This window comes from Rhizobium sp. FG113, from assembly GCF_057809895.1.
In genome coordinates this window covers 38,622-52,405 of sequence record NZ_JBMDKV010000023.1, presented here as the reverse complement: position 1 = coordinate 52,405, position 13,784 = coordinate 38,622, and the positions used below count along the sequence as shown (strand labels likewise).

At 62.6% G+C, this 13,784-nt stretch carries 17 protein-coding genes and 1 pseudogene; 9 read left to right on the top strand and 9 right to left on the bottom strand.

Annotated elements, in window-relative coordinates; genetic code table 11:
- Window positions 1-94: 94 nt before the first annotated feature.
- The 3 genes from ACODTZ_RS31790 (at window position 95) to ACODTZ_RS31780 (ending at window position 2,980) form a co-directional block, all read left to right on the top strand.
- Window positions 95-1,012, top strand: coding sequence for a bifunctional helix-turn-helix transcriptional regulator/GNAT family N-acetyltransferase (locus tag ACODTZ_RS31790; RefSeq protein WP_489030744.1), 918 nt, complete (start codon window positions 95-97; stop codon window positions 1,010-1,012).
- Window positions 1,013-1,078: 66 nt separating this feature from the next.
- The gene (locus tag ACODTZ_RS31785; RefSeq protein WP_489030742.1) at window positions 1,079-1,696 is read left to right on the top strand and encodes a TetR/AcrR family transcriptional regulator; all 618 of its coding nucleotides are present in this window, start codon (window positions 1,079-1,081) and stop codon (window positions 1,694-1,696) included.
- A 72-nt stretch (window positions 1,697-1,768) separates the two neighbouring features.
- Window positions 1,769-2,980, top strand: coding sequence for an MFS transporter (locus tag ACODTZ_RS31780; protein WP_489030740.1), 1,212 nt, complete (start codon window positions 1,769-1,771; stop codon window positions 2,978-2,980).
- A gap of 52 nt (window positions 2,981-3,032) precedes the next feature.
- Here ACODTZ_RS31780 and ACODTZ_RS31775 read toward each other — a convergent pair whose 3' ends face one another.
- Window positions 3,033-3,452 (bottom strand): winged helix-turn-helix transcriptional regulator, encoded by a 420-nt coding sequence (locus tag ACODTZ_RS31775; protein WP_018900326.1) that lies wholly within the window; start codon window positions 3,450-3,452, stop codon window positions 3,033-3,035.
- Window positions 3,453-3,575: 123 nt separating this feature from the next.
- On the opposite strand from ACODTZ_RS31775, the gene ACODTZ_RS31770 reads away from it, so the two are divergent.
- On the top strand, window positions 3,576-4,463 hold the full coding sequence (locus tag ACODTZ_RS31770; RefSeq protein WP_289726742.1) for an SDR family oxidoreductase: 888 nt from the start codon (window positions 3,576-3,578) through the stop codon (window positions 4,461-4,463).
- A gap of 69 nt (window positions 4,464-4,532) precedes the next feature.
- On the opposite strand, the gene ACODTZ_RS31765 is transcribed toward ACODTZ_RS31770, so the two are convergent.
- Window positions 4,533-5,285: a pyridoxine 5'-phosphate synthase gene (locus ACODTZ_RS31765; protein ID WP_489030737.1), complete on the bottom strand. Its 753-nt coding sequence runs from the start codon at window positions 5,283-5,285 to the stop codon at window positions 4,533-4,535.
- 429 nt (window positions 5,286-5,714) lie between these two features.
- On the opposite strand from ACODTZ_RS31765, the gene ACODTZ_RS31760 reads away from it, so the two are divergent.
- Entirely contained in the window at window positions 5,715-6,404 is a 690-nt protein-coding gene (locus ACODTZ_RS31760; RefSeq protein WP_489030735.1) for a MerR family transcriptional regulator, read from the top strand.
- Between the two features lie 2 nt (window positions 6,405-6,406).
- Here ACODTZ_RS31760 and ACODTZ_RS31755 read toward each other — a convergent pair whose 3' ends face one another.
- Window positions 6,407-7,534 carry an ATP-dependent DNA helicase gene (locus ACODTZ_RS31755; protein ID WP_018900321.1) on the bottom strand — a complete coding sequence of 376 codons (1,128 nt, stop codon included), beginning with the start codon at window positions 7,532-7,534 and terminating at the stop codon, window positions 6,407-6,409.
- Between the two features lie 174 nt (window positions 7,535-7,708).
- Between ACODTZ_RS31755 and ACODTZ_RS31750 the strand changes: the two genes are divergently transcribed.
- From ACODTZ_RS31750 to ACODTZ_RS31740, 3 genes are read left to right on the top strand one after another with little or no spacing between them, the layout of a single operon-like run.
- Window positions 7,709-8,089 carry a COG4315 family predicted lipoprotein gene (locus tag ACODTZ_RS31750; protein ID WP_018900320.1) on the top strand — a complete coding sequence of 127 codons (381 nt, stop codon included), beginning with the start codon at window positions 7,709-7,711 and terminating at the stop codon, window positions 8,087-8,089.
- A 21-nt stretch (window positions 8,090-8,110) separates the two neighbouring features.
- Window positions 8,111-8,626 (top strand): RNA polymerase sigma factor, encoded by a 516-nt coding sequence (locus ACODTZ_RS31745; protein WP_489030732.1) that lies wholly within the window; start codon window positions 8,111-8,113, stop codon window positions 8,624-8,626.
- The gene (locus ACODTZ_RS31740) at window positions 8,623-9,405 is read left to right on the top strand and encodes an anti-sigma factor family protein (protein ID WP_489030730.1); all 783 of its coding nucleotides are present in this window, start codon (window positions 8,623-8,625) and stop codon (window positions 9,403-9,405) included. The genes ACODTZ_RS31745 and ACODTZ_RS31740 overlap by 4 nt, the downstream gene beginning before the upstream one ends.
- 28 nt (window positions 9,406-9,433) lie before the next feature.
- Here ACODTZ_RS31740 and ACODTZ_RS31735 read toward each other — a convergent pair whose 3' ends face one another.
- From ACODTZ_RS31735 to ACODTZ_RS31710, 6 genes and pseudogenes are all read right to left on the bottom strand, one after another.
- Complete coding sequence (locus tag ACODTZ_RS31735) at window positions 9,434-9,805, bottom strand: nitrile hydratase accessory protein (RefSeq protein WP_489030728.1); 372 nt, start codon at window positions 9,803-9,805, stop codon at window positions 9,434-9,436.
- Between the two features lie 416 nt (window positions 9,806-10,221).
- A pseudogene (gene nthB, locus ACODTZ_RS31730) lies at window positions 10,222-10,809 on the bottom strand (nitrile hydratase subunit beta); the annotation flags it as partial.
- Window positions 10,806-11,453 (bottom strand): nitrile hydratase subunit alpha, encoded by a 648-nt coding sequence (nthA, locus tag ACODTZ_RS31725; protein ID WP_489030726.1) that lies wholly within the window; start codon window positions 11,451-11,453, stop codon window positions 10,806-10,808. The pseudogene nthB and the gene nthA, both read right to left, overlap by 4 nt.
- Window positions 11,454-11,531: 78 nt before the next feature.
- Window positions 11,532-12,125: a LysE family translocator gene (locus ACODTZ_RS31720; RefSeq protein WP_018900312.1), complete on the bottom strand. Its 594-nt coding sequence runs from the start codon at window positions 12,123-12,125 to the stop codon at window positions 11,532-11,534.
- 109 nt (window positions 12,126-12,234) lie between these two features.
- Window positions 12,235-12,558 carry a type II toxin-antitoxin system PemK/MazF family toxin gene (locus tag ACODTZ_RS31715; RefSeq protein ID WP_247750179.1) on the bottom strand — a complete coding sequence of 108 codons (324 nt, stop codon included), beginning with the start codon at window positions 12,556-12,558 and terminating at the stop codon, window positions 12,235-12,237.
- A gap of 28 nt (window positions 12,559-12,586) precedes the next feature.
- Complete coding sequence (locus ACODTZ_RS31710; protein ID WP_489030723.1) at window positions 12,587-12,856, bottom strand: AbrB/MazE/SpoVT family DNA-binding domain-containing protein; 270 nt, start codon at window positions 12,854-12,856, stop codon at window positions 12,587-12,589.
- A 65-nt stretch (window positions 12,857-12,921) separates the two neighbouring features.
- Here ACODTZ_RS31710 and ACODTZ_RS31705 point away from each other — a divergent pair, with 65 nt between their 5' ends.
- The gene (locus ACODTZ_RS31705) at window positions 12,922-13,770 is read left to right on the top strand and encodes an aldo/keto reductase (RefSeq protein WP_489030721.1); all 849 of its coding nucleotides are present in this window, start codon (window positions 12,922-12,924) and stop codon (window positions 13,768-13,770) included.
- The last annotated feature ends 14 nt before the right edge of the window (window positions 13,771-13,784 follow it).

The window sequence follows — 13,784 nt, the reverse complement described above, 5'->3', positions numbered from 1 at the left end:
GGGGCCAAAACCAAGTCGATAGTCTAGCCGCCACAATTTAGTTGACTCAGTCAACCAATTGAAGGACAGGGTCTGTCAACAGGAGACCTGATCCATGTCTGATTCCGCCCTCATCGACGCCGCACGCGACTTCAATCGCTTCTACACCAACTTCCTGGGAGTCCTGAACAAGGCCTATCTCGACACGCAGTTCACGCTGACAGACGCCCGCGTGCTCTTCGAAGTCGGCTCGCAGGAACGCGTCAGCGCCGTGGCGCTGGTCCGCGACCTTCACCTGGACCCGGCCTATCTCAGCCGCATCCTGAAGCGTTTCAAGGCCGAAGGCTTGATGGAGACAACGCCCGATCCCGACGATCGGCGAAGCCAGATCATCTCTGTCACCGACCAGGGACGTCAACAGTTCCAGGACCTCGTGAGACGCTCCAACGCCCAGATCGCCGGACGCTTCGACAAACTGGCGGCAGGCGAACCGCAGAATGTCGTCGCGGCGATGAAGACGATCCGGTCCCTGCTGGATCCCGAAGCGACGCTGCCGCTTCTGGTCATCCGCCCTCACCGCTCCGGCGATATCGGCTGGATCGTGCAGAGCCAGGCAAAGTTCTACAGCGAGGAATATGGCTGGGATATGCGCTTCGAGGGCCTTGTCGCCGAAGTTGCGGGCCGCTTCCTCACCAATTTCGATCCGGCCATGGAATACGGTTGGATCGCCGAGCGCGGCGGCATCAACATCGGCTCCGTCCTGATGACCAACGGCGGCGACGGCATCGCCAAGCTGCGGCTCCTCTACATCGACAAGTCGGCGCGCGGGCTCGGCCTTGGAAAGACATTGGTCGACGAATGCATCCGCTTCGCCAGAGCCAAGGGATACCGGCAGATCTCGCTCTGGACCAACGATATCCTGTCTACGGCGCGCATCATCTACATGAAGGCTGGCTTCCAGCTCGTATCCGAGGAGAAGCACCGCATGTTCGGCCCCGAGCTCAACGGGCAGACCTGGGTTCTCGATCTTTAGACTAAATTGCGAAACCGCAAGTTTTCGGCTTGATTTGGAAACGATCATTTCCTAATCAATCGATCCATGACCACACACGCACTCATCGACACCGGCCGAGCGCGCGGACGCCCGCGTGAATTCGATATGGACGCAGCGCTTGGCAAGGCGCTCGACGTCTTCTCCGAGCGCGGCTATCACGCCGCCTCGATCAGCGAGCTGACCGAGGCGATGCAGCTGACCTCGGGCAGCGTCTACAAGGCGTTCAAGGACAAGCGCGGCATCTTCCTCGCTGCCTTCGACCGCTATAGGCGCATCCGCCGCGCCCTGCTCGACGCCCGCCTTCAAGAAGCCGCCACAGGCCGCGACAAGGTCCGCGAGCTTCTGAGCTCCTATGCATCGTCTTCGCATGGTGCGTCCGGCACGCGAGGATGCCTCGTGGTCGGCAGCGCCAACGAGCTCGCGATCTTCGACGAGGAAGCCGCGCAACGTGTCTCGGACGCCTTCGACGCCAACGAGGCGCACCTGGTCGAACTCATCCGCGTCGGCCAGAGCGATGGCTCCATTTCCGCCGCGCTCGATGTCGACGCCACCGCACGCACCCTGCTTTGCCTGACCGCCGGCATGCGCATCGTCGGCAAGACCGGCCGCACCGCGCCCGATATGGACGCCGTCGCCCGTGAGGCGATGAAGCTTCTGACCTGACGTTTTCCCATGAGCGCGCAAAACCGCGCCCTCGACCACCTGTACTATCCGTTTGCCCCACCGGAGCCCAGCATGAGCCTTTCGTCCACCACACCTGAGACCGTTGCCGCGCCAACGATCTCGCCTTTGATGACATTTCTTTTCGCCGCCGCCTGCGGGCTCGTGGCCGCCAATCTCTATTACGGCCAGCCGCTGGCCGGCCCGATCAGCGCCGCGCTCGGCTTCAGCCCGGCCGCCACCGGCCTGATCGTCACGCTGACGCAGATCGGCTATGGCCTCGGCCTGCTTTTGATCGTGCCGCTCGGCGACCTCATGGAAAACCGCAAGCTGGTGCTGACCCTGGTCGTCGCCTCGGCCGTGTCGCTGATCGGCGCCGCGCTGTCGACGACGCCGACGATGTTCCTGACCGCCTCGCTCTGTATCGGCCTGGGCTCGGTCGCCGTTCAGGTCCTCGTCCCCTTCGCCGCCAACATGGCGCCCGATGCCTCGCGCGGCCGCGTCGTCGGCAATGTCATGAGTGGTCTGCTCTGCGGCATCATGCTCGCCCGCCCGGTCGCAAGCTTCCTTGCGGAAGCCACTTCCTGGCATGTCGTCTACTATGCGTCCGCCGTTGTCATGATCCTGCTTGCCGCCATCCTGCGCGTCCAGCTGCCGGTTCGCACCCCGCACACCCGGCTGAGTTACGGCGCGCTGCTCGCCTCCATGGCGCACCTCGCCCTGCACTCCCGCGTGCTGCAGCGCCGCGCGCTTTATCAGGCCGGCATGTTCGGCGCCTTCAGCCTGTTCTGGACGACGACGCCGCTCCTGCTCGCCAGCCCCGCCTTCGGCCTGACGCAGAACGGCATCGCGCTCTTCGCGCTTGCCGGTGCCGCCGGCGCTATCGCCTCGCCCATCGCCGGCCGCCTCGCCGACCGCGGCCTCACCAGGATCGCGTCGACCATCGCCATGCTTTGCGGCATCACCGCCTTCCTGATCAGCCACTTCGCGACCGACGGCTCCGCACTCGCGCTGACACTGCTCACGGCGGCCGCGATCATTCTGGATTTCGGGGTAACGACCAATCTGGTGGTCGGCCAGAGGGCGATCTACGCGATCAGCCCGGAACACCGCAGCCGCCTCAACGGCCTGTTCATGGCAACCTTCTTCGCCGGCGGCGCGCTCGGCTCTGCCATCGGCGGCTGGGCGTTCGCCACCGGCGGCTGGACGCTGACTGCCTGGATCGGCCTCTGCTTCCCCAGCCTCGCCTTCCTGCTGTTCCTCACCGAAGGGCTGCGGAAGCGCTGATCAGTATCGGGAACGGCGTGACGCGTCACTCGCGCCGCAAGGCACGCAAGCGTCACGCACCCGATGCGTCGAACTTGACCCGGGCGGAGCGAACGGCCTCATGGTTGTTCTCCGCCCAGTTCAAAAGCAGTGCCAGCGTCTGGTAGAGCGAGTTTCCGAGATCCGTCATCCGGTATTCGACGCTCGGCGGCTTGGTCGGAAACACCTCGCGCTCGATATAGCCGTCGCGCTGCAGGTCGCGCAGCGTCTGCGTCAGCATGCGCTGCGAAATATCCGGGATCATCCGGCGAAGTTCGCCGAAACGATAAGGCTGCTGCGACAGCGCCTCCAGCATCAGCGTCGACCACTTGCCGCCGATCTGCTGCATCATGTCCCGCACCGGGCAATTGTTGAAATCGAGCTTGGAGAGATCGACCTCGTTCCGCACGCGCGGCTCGGCCTTGCTCTTCAGGTTGACGACGGTGCCGGCCATTCTGCTGGTTCCCTTTTGGTAACTTACGGCGCAAAAACTGCCTCCTTTACAGCGGTCGGTCAATCCCTATTTTAGCCCTAGTCTCTTTTCGAGACCAGCAATCGAACCTAGAGGTTTACAGACATGAGCGAAACGATCCTCATCACCGGTGCCGCCGGACAGCTCGGCCAGCGCGTCATCCATCACCTGCTCGAGACCTACAAGGTTCCCGCGGCCAACCTGATCGCCGCCAGCCGCGACACCTCCAAGCTGGCTGACCTTGCAGCCAAGGGCGTCCAGACCCGCAAGGCCGATTTCGATGACGCCGCCTCGCTGGAAGCGGCCTTCAAGGGCGCCGATCGCGTGCTCATCATCAGCACCGACGCGCTTGCCGTTCCCGGCCAGCGCCTAAAGCAACACACGACCGCTGTTGCAGCCGCCGTCAAGGCCGGCGTCAAGCACATCGCCTACACGTCGATGCCATCGCCCGACAAATCGCTCGTCACCTTCGCGCCGGACCATCTCGGCACCGAAAACGCCGTCAAGGCAAGCGGCCTGCCCTACACGATCATCCGCAACGCCTGGTATCTCGACAACTACATGCATTCCATGCCCCACAATCTGCAGGGCGGCAGCTGGTACACGGCATCGGGCGACGGCAAGGTCCCGAACATCTCGCGTGACGATTGCGCGCTTGCAGCCGCCGCAGCCCTCGCATCCGGCACCAAGGACAGCGCCACCTACACGCTGACAGGCGCGCAGTCGCTCTCCGCCGACGAGATCGCCGCCGCCATCTCGCAGGCCGCCGGCAAGCCGCTCGCCGCCGTGAAGGTGACCGACGACCAGCTGCGCCAAGGCCTGCTCGGCGCCGGTCTTCCTGATTTTGTCGCTGACATGCTGGTTTCGGCCGACGCCAATGTCCGCGCCGGCAATTTCGATCACGTGACCGAGGACTTCACCAAACTGACCGGCAAGCAGCCGCAGTCGCTGAAGGACTACTTCGTGGCCAACAAGGCAGCGCTCGTCGCCTGACAGCGCTCTCCCTGAAGCCACAACCCGCTCCGCACCACCGGGGCGGGTTTTTGTTTTATTCGGCTAGGCTTAGATCTTCTGGCCGCAGGCCCGGCAGAAGCGGCGCACCGTCTCCGCCATGCCAAACTCCAGCGCATCCGCCGTAAGCCCGTGGCCGATCGAGACTTCCGCAAGCTTCGGGATGCGCTTGACCAGCGGCGGCAGGTTGGCGACGGTCAGATCATGTCCGGCATTGACGCCGAGCCCGATCGCCAGCGCCGCATCGGCCGTCTTGCCGAGCGCCTCGAGGATCGGCCCCACGCGCTCCGGCGTGTCGTAACAGCCGCCGTATGGGCCGGTGTAGAGCTCGATCCGATCGGCGCCGACCGCCTTGGCAATCGCCACCGCCTCCTCATCCCCGTCCCCATCGGCAAACAGCGATACGCGGGTGCCCATTTTCTTCAGCCGCGCGATCACATCCGTGAGCAGTTCACGGTCCTTGCGGAAGTCCCAACCGTGATCGGAGGTCGCCTGCGAGGGATGATCCGGCACCAGCGTCACCTGCTCGGGCGCCGCCTTTACGCAGAGCTCGAGGAACTCGTCCGTCGGATAGCCCTCGATGTTGAACTCCGCTTCCGGAAACTCGTCGTCGATCAGGTTGCGGATGACTGGCAGATCGGAAAACCGGATGTGCCGCTCATCGGGGCGCGGATGAACCGTCAGCCCGCTCGCGCCCGATTTGAGCGCGATGCGCCCCAGCGCCTCGACGCTTGGCCAGGGCAGGTCGCGGCGATTGCGCAGCATGGCGATGGCGTTGAGATTGACGGAAAGCGTGGTGGGCATGGCGAGTTTCCATTCAATGAAAGAAGCTGCCCCGCTTTTAAGCCAAGGACGCCGTCGCGGCCAACGAGATTCGTGCATGATTGCATGTGAATTTCTGATTGATGGCCCGCCGCCGCCACATCGCCGCAAGCAAAGTAACGCCAACGGCAAGACGTATCAGAAAAACGATTAAGCATCCGGGACAGAAACGCGCCTGATGATTCGTTCAGAAGTTGCAGTGCAGCCGTATGTACATTCGACTATTATTTACAAGTGACTATTTTTAAGGATAACAAATCAGTCGTTTAACGCATAGTCTGATCGCAATGGATCACCAGATCGAGGATCCGTTGCTTTGCATGCCGACCGGGAATGCATCGTCAAAACCGCTCGACCGCGCCCGTATCCGTGTCATGCGCGCACTTGATCATGCGTAGAACAGGAGGGCTCATGTCCGAACGACATAAGCAGGCTGCAAGACCAAACGCACCGCCCCAGGCGCCTCCGGATTTCAGGTTCCTGCCGCGCGTCGCGCGCCCGGCAAGCCTGCCCGGCGGCAAGGTCGCGATTGCCGACATGGCCAACGCCTTCGGCGTCACCCACCGAACCCTGCATTTCTACGAGGAGAAGGGGCTGATCGCCTCGAGCCGCATCGGGCTGATGCGTGTCTACGAGCATGCCGACATCAGGCGCATGGCTGTTATCAACGTCTGCCGCGAGGCGGGCATGCCGGTCGCCGTCATCCAGGAACTGATGGCCGATCTCTGCAGATCCAACTCCCAGCCGGACGCCGACGCCGTCTTCGCCGCCGCCCTTGCCTCGCGAAAGCGCGAACTGACGGCCGAAATGTCGACGCTGCACCGCCAGCTTCAGCAGGTGACCGAACTGCTCGAAAACACCGCCCCCGGCGACGAACCGCCACTCAACGACAACCAGCATGAGCGCTCGCTGACCGAACAGGAATATCGCTGCCTCGTGCTGATGACCGAGGGATTATCGACCCAACGCATCGCCCGCACGCTCGATCTCAAGGAGGACGACGCGAAATCGATCGAGGCCGCGATTATCAAAAAGCTCGACACCAACAACCGATTCCAGGCGATCGCCAAGGCGGTCCTGCTCGGCATCGTGCAAATTTAAAATCAGCGAACGATCGTCAGCGTTTCCGCCGCGCGCGTGATCGCCGTGTAGAGCCAGCGCTCCCTCGTATCGCGAAACGCCCAGCTTTCATCGAACAGCACGACATTGTTCCACTGCGAACCCTGCGCCTTGTGCACGGTCAGCGCATAGCCGAAATCGAACTCGTCGTAGCGCTTGCGGGTATTCCAGGGAATCTCGCCCTCGACATCCTCGAAGGCCTGCTTCAGCAGCTTGATCTTCGCCGCCCCGCGATCGATATCGTCATCCTCGGGCCGGATCAGCAGGTTGATCCCTGGCTTGGTCGTCTCCTTCGACGACGTCATCACCTGCCAGAGAGAGCCATTGAGCAACCCCTTGGCGGGATCGTTGCGCAGGCAGACCAGCTTGTCGCCCGTTTGCGGATAATCGGCCGTGAAACCCTTCAGCTCGCGCAGCCGCTGGTTATAGCGCCGCCGCGTGCGGTTGGTGCCGACGAGCACCTGGTCGGCGTCGAGCACCAGCGACTGGTTGACCTCGTTCTTCGAGATCACCTGCGCCGCGCCGTAATCGCCATACATGATCTCCTTGCCCTCGCGCACCTGCATGGCAAGCCCGATGATCGGGTTGTCACGCGCCTGCCGGTGGATATCGGTCAAGAGATAGTCGGGCTCCTGGTTGGTGAAGAAACCGCCGCCGGAGACGGGCGGTAGCTGGCCGGGATCGCCGAGAACAAGGATCGGCGTGCCGAAGCTCATTAGGTCCTTGCCCAGCGCCTCATCCACCATCGAGCATTCGTCGACGATGATCAGCGCCGCCTTGGCGACGGGGCTCTGGCGATTGATGGTGAACATCGGCGCGATCGAGGTCTTGCCGGTCTCTTCGTCCTCGACGGCCTCTTCGCCGCGCGGCCGGTAGATCAGCGAATGCAGCGTGCGCGCATTGCTGGCGCCGCGCGTACGCAACACCTGCGCCGCCTTGCCCGTGAATGCCGCAAACAGCACCTCGCCATCGACATGCTCGGCGAAATGCCGCGCAAGCGTCGTCTTGCCCGTGCCGGCATAGCCGAACAGGCGAAAAATCGGGGCCTTGCCCTCCTTCAGCCATTTGGCAACGGCTTTCAGGGCTTCGTCTTGTTGCGGAGCAAATTGCATGATCCATCGACTTGGCAGGATTCGTCAGCGATAGGCAACCGCAAAATGCCGCGAGGCGGCCAGCCTTCCCGCCTGATCGAAAAAATCTGACGACATCATGGAATAAAATCGCCCCTCGTTTTGTCTCATGTCAGGCAACGCAAACCGCGTACGCCCAACCCGAGGAGACACCCGATGAAATCCGCGAAATTCCTGATCGCTCTTACCGTCGCATCCGCAGCCGCCACCGCCGCCTTCGCCGCGCCGCCCGTCAAGACGGTCGATTCCGCCAAGGGCAAGGTTCTCGCCGGCGAAAACGGCATGTCGCTCTACACCTTCAAGAAGGACACGAAGGACGTTTCCAATTGCTACGACGATTGCGCCAAGAACTGGCCGCCGCTGATGGCCGATGGCAATGCCAAGCCGGAAGGGGCATACTCGATCGTGGACCGCAAGGACGGCATGAAGCAATGGGCGAAGGACGGCATGCCACTCTACTTCTGGGTCAAGGACAAGAAGATGGGCGATATCACCGGTGACGGCGTCAAGGATGTATGGGATGTCGCAAAGCCATAAGCGCTGGACGGGCTTGATCGCATGAAGCCACCTGCACCCGAAACCTTCGAGGGCCAGATCCTGGCCCTCCTCCCGTCGCTCAGGCGCTATTCCCGCAGCCTGACGCGCTCCGACAGCGATGGCGAGGATCTGCTGCAGGATTGCGTCGAGAAGGTGCTCGCCCGCCGCGCGCAGTGGCGCGGGCTGAACCTACGCGGCTGGGTGCTGACGATCATGACCAACCTCTACCGCAACCAGCGCCGCACCATCCTGCGCGGCAACACGGTCGATATCGACGGCGCAATCGACGTGGCCGCCCCCGAGACATCCGCCGACCCGCTCGAGCGATCCCGCCTGGAAGACGCGCTGAACGGCCTCTCAGAGGATCACCGCGCCGTGCTGATGCTTGTCGTCATGGAGGGCTACACCTACCAGGAAGTGGCCGACATACTCGACATACCCTCAGGCACCGTCATGTCGCGCCTGTCGCGCGCCCGCCAGCAACTGGCCGAACACATGAAATCAGACAACGTCATTACGCTTCGGAGACCGAAATGAACGCCGCCGACCAACCCGTGACCGAAGCGGACCTCCATGCCTATACCGACGGCCTGCTCGCCGATGCCGACCGGGAGCGCATCGAGGCATGGCTGCGCGACAATCCCGACGATGCCGTAAGAATAGCCGAATGGCAGGCCCAAAACGCCAGCATCAAGGCGATGTTCTCGGGCTACGAAAAAAGCAGACCCGGCGACGCCGACATGATCGGCAAACCACCGACACTCTCGCCCTGGTCGAAGCGCCTCGCCGCGGTCGCCGCAACCATCGCCGTCTTCGCCGCCGGCACGCTCGCCGGCCACTACGGCCCCGCTCTCTTCGAACGCCCCCAACTGCAGCTGACAGCCCAGGAAACCTTCCCGAAGGAAGCCCAGAACGCCTTCCTCATCTACGCCAGCGAAGTCCGCCACCCCGTCGAGGTGTTCGCCAACGAGGAAGCCCACCTCGCCACCTGGCTCGGCAAGCGCTTGGCGATCGCGAACCTCAAGGTCCCTGACCTCACGAGCCTGAACTACCGCCTCGTCGGCGGCCGCCTGCTGCCCGTCGACGGCAAGCCGGGTGCGATGTTCATGTACGAGAATCAGACCGGCGAACGCCTCACCGTCCTCGTCGGCCGCAACACGGCGAACAAGACCACCAGCTTCCGCTTCGCCTCATCAGATAACATCGAGACCTTCTACTGGATCGACGGCGAACTCGGCTACGCCGTCACCGGCGAGATCTCACGCGAAGAGTTGAGAAAGGTTGCCGAGGAATGCTACCGCCAGTTTCCGCCGTGATGTCACCACCAGGAGACGAATCGCACAACTAGCGCTGAGGATCATTGGCAAGCTCAATCGGCTTCCCATGCGGCGTCGCCTCCGCCGCCCGCTGCCAGCTCTGCTGCAGGCCCATGATCGTCTCCGCATCGGCCACACCGCGATCGACGAGGATCGAAGACAACGCCGCCACCCAGCAATCAAAATAATCGCTGCCATCCTCGGCGCGACCCGGCTTGTGCAGCTCCCCGGACAACGCCTCGGCCCAGTCGGTCCAGGCAAACAACCCGCGCTCATGCAGATGCACCGTCATCGCAAACGCCTCCGCCGCCCAAGGCTCCGGAAACATCGGTTCGCCGTCCTGGGAGCGCGGCAGTTGCGGCGATTGAGCAAGCGGCGAGCGAGTATCACATTGGCTCAAGATAGCTCTCCCGAGCATCGATCGCGTAAAACATGGTCGTCCAGACGGGCTCATCAATCACTTTGCAAGATGCTCCAGGATGACAGCGTCTTCTTCTAACAGGTAATCCATGAATGCGTTAGGTTCGAGCGGGACGGGCTTAATCACAAGCGTGGACCTTACCGCATCATTTCCACGCGCAGATTGCGCCTGAGTACCCATTCTGATGCTTTTCTTGGCCATGCTTGCAAATATAACGACGGTCCAACGCTTGTCAAAAAGATGGGAGCCCCAGCCCGGCAATCGCCAGTAGCTTCCCTGTTCCGGCATCTTTGTTTGAGCCGAGGTTATTCGCGAACTCAACCGCCAGCAGGAACCAGATAGCTCTCCCACGCATCGATCGACACCATCAACGACGGATCAGCCCCCTCGCCCTAGATCTCGCCGCCATCGAACACGACGGTGTAGACCCATTGCGGGTTCTCGCCCTTGCCATGGGCGTTGTCATCAGGAAACACGAAGGAGCCCTGAACCGCCTCGATGACGCCGACCTTGGCGCGCGCATAGCGCGGCAGCCGCGTATGCGTCGTCGGATTGAAATTGCGCGTCTTCACGCGGTCGCCGACGGCAAACCGCGCCGGCTGATCCAGCGGACGATCACAGGGGCCGCCCTTGGCGAGAACACCTGATACCATATCGGCCTTCAGTACCCGCTTCGGGGCAGCGCCGTCGAACTGCCTGTGGCCGCTTTCGATCTCGTCCGCGCTCGTAAAGCCGTGGCGCTCGAGCAGCACCTCCAGCGCCCGCGTCCAGATCTCGTAATAGCTGGCCGAGAGATAGCTGGCCGGCGGGATGCTTTCGCGTGCGTGCCGGCTCTCGTCGATGTTCCAGGCGCCGAAGGCGCCGCAGGAGAGCGTCAGCCCCAGCGCCCGCTTTTCCCACTCCGCGTGGAAATAGGGTTCGTCCTTCTCCGGCGCGATGGCACCGAAGCCCATCTGCCCGCCGAGATCGTGCGGCCCGTTCATGCCGCCGCTCCCGGCGCTGCGGCAAGACCGGCGCCGATCATCGCGTCACGGCTGACGAGATCGGCAAGCTGCTCCTCGCTAAAGCCCTCCGTATCCTCGGGCCGCTGCGGGATGACGAGATAGCGCAGCTCCGCCGTCGAATCCCAGACGCGGATCTTCTGCCCCTCGGGTAGGCTCACGCCGAATTCGCTGAGCACACCGCGCGGATCGATCACCGCCCGCGATCGATAGGCCGGCGCCTTGTACCATGTGGGCGGCAGCCCCAGCACCGACCACGGATAGCAGGAGCAGAGCGTACAGACGACGAGATTGTGCGTCTCCTCGGTGTTGAACACCGCGCGCATGTGCTCGCCCTGGCGTCCTGTGTAGCCAAGGCTGGCGATCGCAGCCGTCGCGTCGCGCTTCAGCCATTCGGCGAAATCCGGATCGCTCCACGCCTTGGCGACCACCCGCGCGCCGTTCCTCGGCCCAACCTTGGTCTGGTAGGTGTCGACGATCGCATCGATCGCCGCGGGATCAATCAGCCCCTTCTCTGTCAGCACCGTCTCCAGCGCCTTCACGCGAGCCTGCATGTCGGAATAATGGTTGTCGTGGTGATGATCATGATGATGATCGTGATCATGGTGATCGTGGTCGTCGTGCAAGAGACTATCCTCCGCCAGTGTCCCGATATCATTAGGCACTCGCGAAGCGGACGCCAAGTCCCGTCTGACGCGATCGGCCTATTTCAGCATCGGCCACAGGCTGAGCACCAGAAGCACCGCCATGGTGATGTTGAACCACTTCAGCCGCACCGGATCCGACAGCCAGTCGCGAAGCGCCGAACCGAACCCGGCCCAGGTGGACACGCTCGGCACGTTGACGGCGGCAAAGGCCAAGCCGACGATCATGACGCTGACGAAGTAGATATCCTGGATCGTATAGGTCGCCATCGCCGTCACCGCCATCACCCAGGCCTTCGGATTGACCCACTGAAACGCCGCCGCAGACAGGAAAGACATCGGCTTCACCGCGCCCTTGCCTTCGCTGAGCGACCGCGACGTCGCGATCTTCCAGGCGATCCAAACCAGATAGGCGCCGCCCGCAAACTTCAGCGCCGTATAGACCGCAGGCACTGTATGCAGCACCGCGCCGAGCCCGAACCCGACGCCGATCAGCAGCGAGAAGAACCCGGCGCCAATCCCGATCATGTGCGGGATCGTCCGGCGAAAGCCGAAATTCACGCCCGAGGTGAACAGCATCATGTTGTTCGGACCCGGCGTGATCGATGTGGTGAAGGCAAAGAGAAGCAGTGCCAGAAATGTATCCAGCGGCATGGGTGACCTCCATGGCCCGCGATCTGCGCCACGGGCCTTGTTAATTTAGGTCAGCATAATTGACCTAAATCGGAGTTTCCATCTGCCTATTGTCATGGTGACAGGATTGTCAGCCGTAAGTACCGGCCGCTTCGAGGTCGAGCAGCCTGCCGACGTAGCTTCTGACCAGCGTGACGAAATTTGCGGGCGTCGGCTCGATGAAGCGCAAGAGCCTTGCAGCCTTGTCGATCGACCGAATCTGGTCTGCCAACACCATCCCCCGCGTTTTCAACCCATCTGGCAATGCGATCTTGGTCATCCATGGCTGCATGTTGCTCGTGATCGGACAGACGATCACCCGGCGCGACCGCAAGTTCATCATATCGACCGACAGGATGATGACAGGTCGAATTCCAGCTTGTTCGCTGCCAAGGATTGGATCGAGATTGGCCATATATAGAGCGCCGGCGAAAGGCGATGCATCACTCATCATCGTAGAAGCGCTCGGAACCGACATCACGCCCCCAATCCACGGTTTCCGGCTCGTTCTCCCACCCCAGCCTGTCCATCTCCGCCACCAATTCCGCAAGTGGAGGCGCCAGCTGCTGCTTCGGCTTTTCCAACGTCGCCTTGCCGTCGCGAACGTCGAGGTTGACGATATCGCCGGCGCGCAGGTGCAGCTCGTCCGTCACCGCCTTGGGCAGGCGGATCGCGATGCTGTTACCCCACTTGGAAATCGTCACCTTGGTCATATCTAGCCCCTGATATCCAATGTATATCACTTGCCGGAGACACCGACAACACGACGAGGCCCACCATGCAAGACGACCCCATCCCAACGCTGACCATGCGCGATGGCAAGGAAGTGCCAGTGCTCGGCCAGGGCACCTGGAACATGGGCGAAAAGGCTTCCGAGGCCAAGCGCGAGATCGAGAGCCTGCGCGCCGGCCTCGATCTCGGCATGACGCTGATCGACACCGCCGAGATGTATGCCGAGGGCGGCGCCGAGAAGATTGTCGGCGAAGCGATCCGTGGCCGCCGCGACGAGGTCTATCTGGTGAGCAAGGTCTATCCCTGGAATGCCAGCCGCAAGGGCACGATTGAGACCTGCGAAAACAGCCTGTCGCGCTTGCGTACCGACCGCATCGATCTCTACCTCCTGCACTGGCGCGGCAACCACCCGCTGGCCGAGACCGTCGAGGCCTTCGAGACTTTGAAGGCTCAAGGCAAGATCGGCCAATGGGGCGTTTCCAATTTCGATACCGACGACATGGAAGAATTGCTTAGCGTTCCCGCAGGCGCCAATGTCGCGGCCAACCAGGTGCTCTACAATCTCGGCCGTCGCGGCATCGAGTTCGATCTCCTGCCCTGGTGCCAGGAGCACAACATACCCGTCATGGCCTACTCGCCGATCGAGCAGGGCCGCATCATCCACCACCCCGAGATCATCCGCATCGCCAAGGCCAACCAGGCGACCCCCGCGCAGCTGGCGCTGGCCTTCCTCCTGGAGCGCGACGGCGTCATCGCCATCCCCAAGACCTCGAATGCAGCCCGCGTCGCAGAAAACCGCGACGCCGTCTCGCTCGACCTCAGCGACGAGGACCTCGCCGCCCTCGACGCCACCTTCCCACCACCATCAAGAAAAAAGCCGCTGGAGATGCTCTGACCTCCAGCGGCTTC

What these genes read in the sequence shown, in the direction of transcription:
- ACODTZ_RS31790 (WP_489030744.1), top strand. Translation starts at nt 95, where the DNA reads ATGTCTGATTCCGCCCTCATCGACGCCGCACGCGACTTCAATCGCTTC.
- ACODTZ_RS31785 (WP_489030742.1), top strand. Translation starts at nt 1,079, where the DNA reads ATGACCACACACGCACTCATCGACACCGGCCGAGCGCGCGGACGCCCG.
- ACODTZ_RS31780 (WP_489030740.1), top strand. Translation starts at nt 1,769, where the DNA reads ATGAGCCTTTCGTCCACCACACCTGAGACCGTTGCCGCGCCAACGATC.
- ACODTZ_RS31775 (WP_018900326.1), bottom strand. Translation starts at nt 3,452, where the DNA reads ATGGCCGGCACCGTCGTCAACCTGAAGAGCAAGGCCGAGCCGCGCGTG.
- ACODTZ_RS31770 (WP_289726742.1), top strand. Translation starts at nt 3,576, where the DNA reads ATGAGCGAAACGATCCTCATCACCGGTGCCGCCGGACAGCTCGGCCAG.
- ACODTZ_RS31765 (WP_489030737.1), bottom strand. Translation starts at nt 5,285, where the DNA reads ATGCCCACCACGCTTTCCGTCAATCTCAACGCCATCGCCATGCTGCGC.
- ACODTZ_RS31760 (WP_489030735.1), top strand. Translation starts at nt 5,715, where the DNA reads ATGTCCGAACGACATAAGCAGGCTGCAAGACCAAACGCACCGCCCCAG.
- ACODTZ_RS31755 (WP_018900321.1), bottom strand. Translation starts at nt 7,534, where the DNA reads ATGCAATTTGCTCCGCAACAAGACGAAGCCCTGAAAGCCGTTGCCAAA.
- ACODTZ_RS31750 (WP_018900320.1), top strand. Translation starts at nt 7,709, where the DNA reads ATGAAATCCGCGAAATTCCTGATCGCTCTTACCGTCGCATCCGCAGCC.
- ACODTZ_RS31745 (WP_489030732.1), top strand. Translation starts at nt 8,111, where the DNA reads ATGAAGCCACCTGCACCCGAAACCTTCGAGGGCCAGATCCTGGCCCTC.
- ACODTZ_RS31740 (WP_489030730.1), top strand. Translation starts at nt 8,623, where the DNA reads ATGAACGCCGCCGACCAACCCGTGACCGAAGCGGACCTCCATGCCTAT.
- ACODTZ_RS31720 (WP_018900312.1), bottom strand. Translation starts at nt 12,125, where the DNA reads ATGCCGCTGGATACATTTCTGGCACTGCTTCTCTTTGCCTTCACCACA.
- ACODTZ_RS31715 (WP_247750179.1), bottom strand. Translation starts at nt 12,558, where the DNA reads ATGGCCAATCTCGATCCAATCCTTGGCAGCGAACAAGCTGGAATTCGA.
- ACODTZ_RS31710 (WP_489030723.1), bottom strand. Translation starts at nt 12,856, where the DNA reads ATGACCAAGGTGACGATTTCCAAGTGGGGTAACAGCATCGCGATCCGC.
- ACODTZ_RS31705 (WP_489030721.1), top strand. Translation starts at nt 12,922, where the DNA reads ATGCAAGACGACCCCATCCCAACGCTGACCATGCGCGATGGCAAGGAA.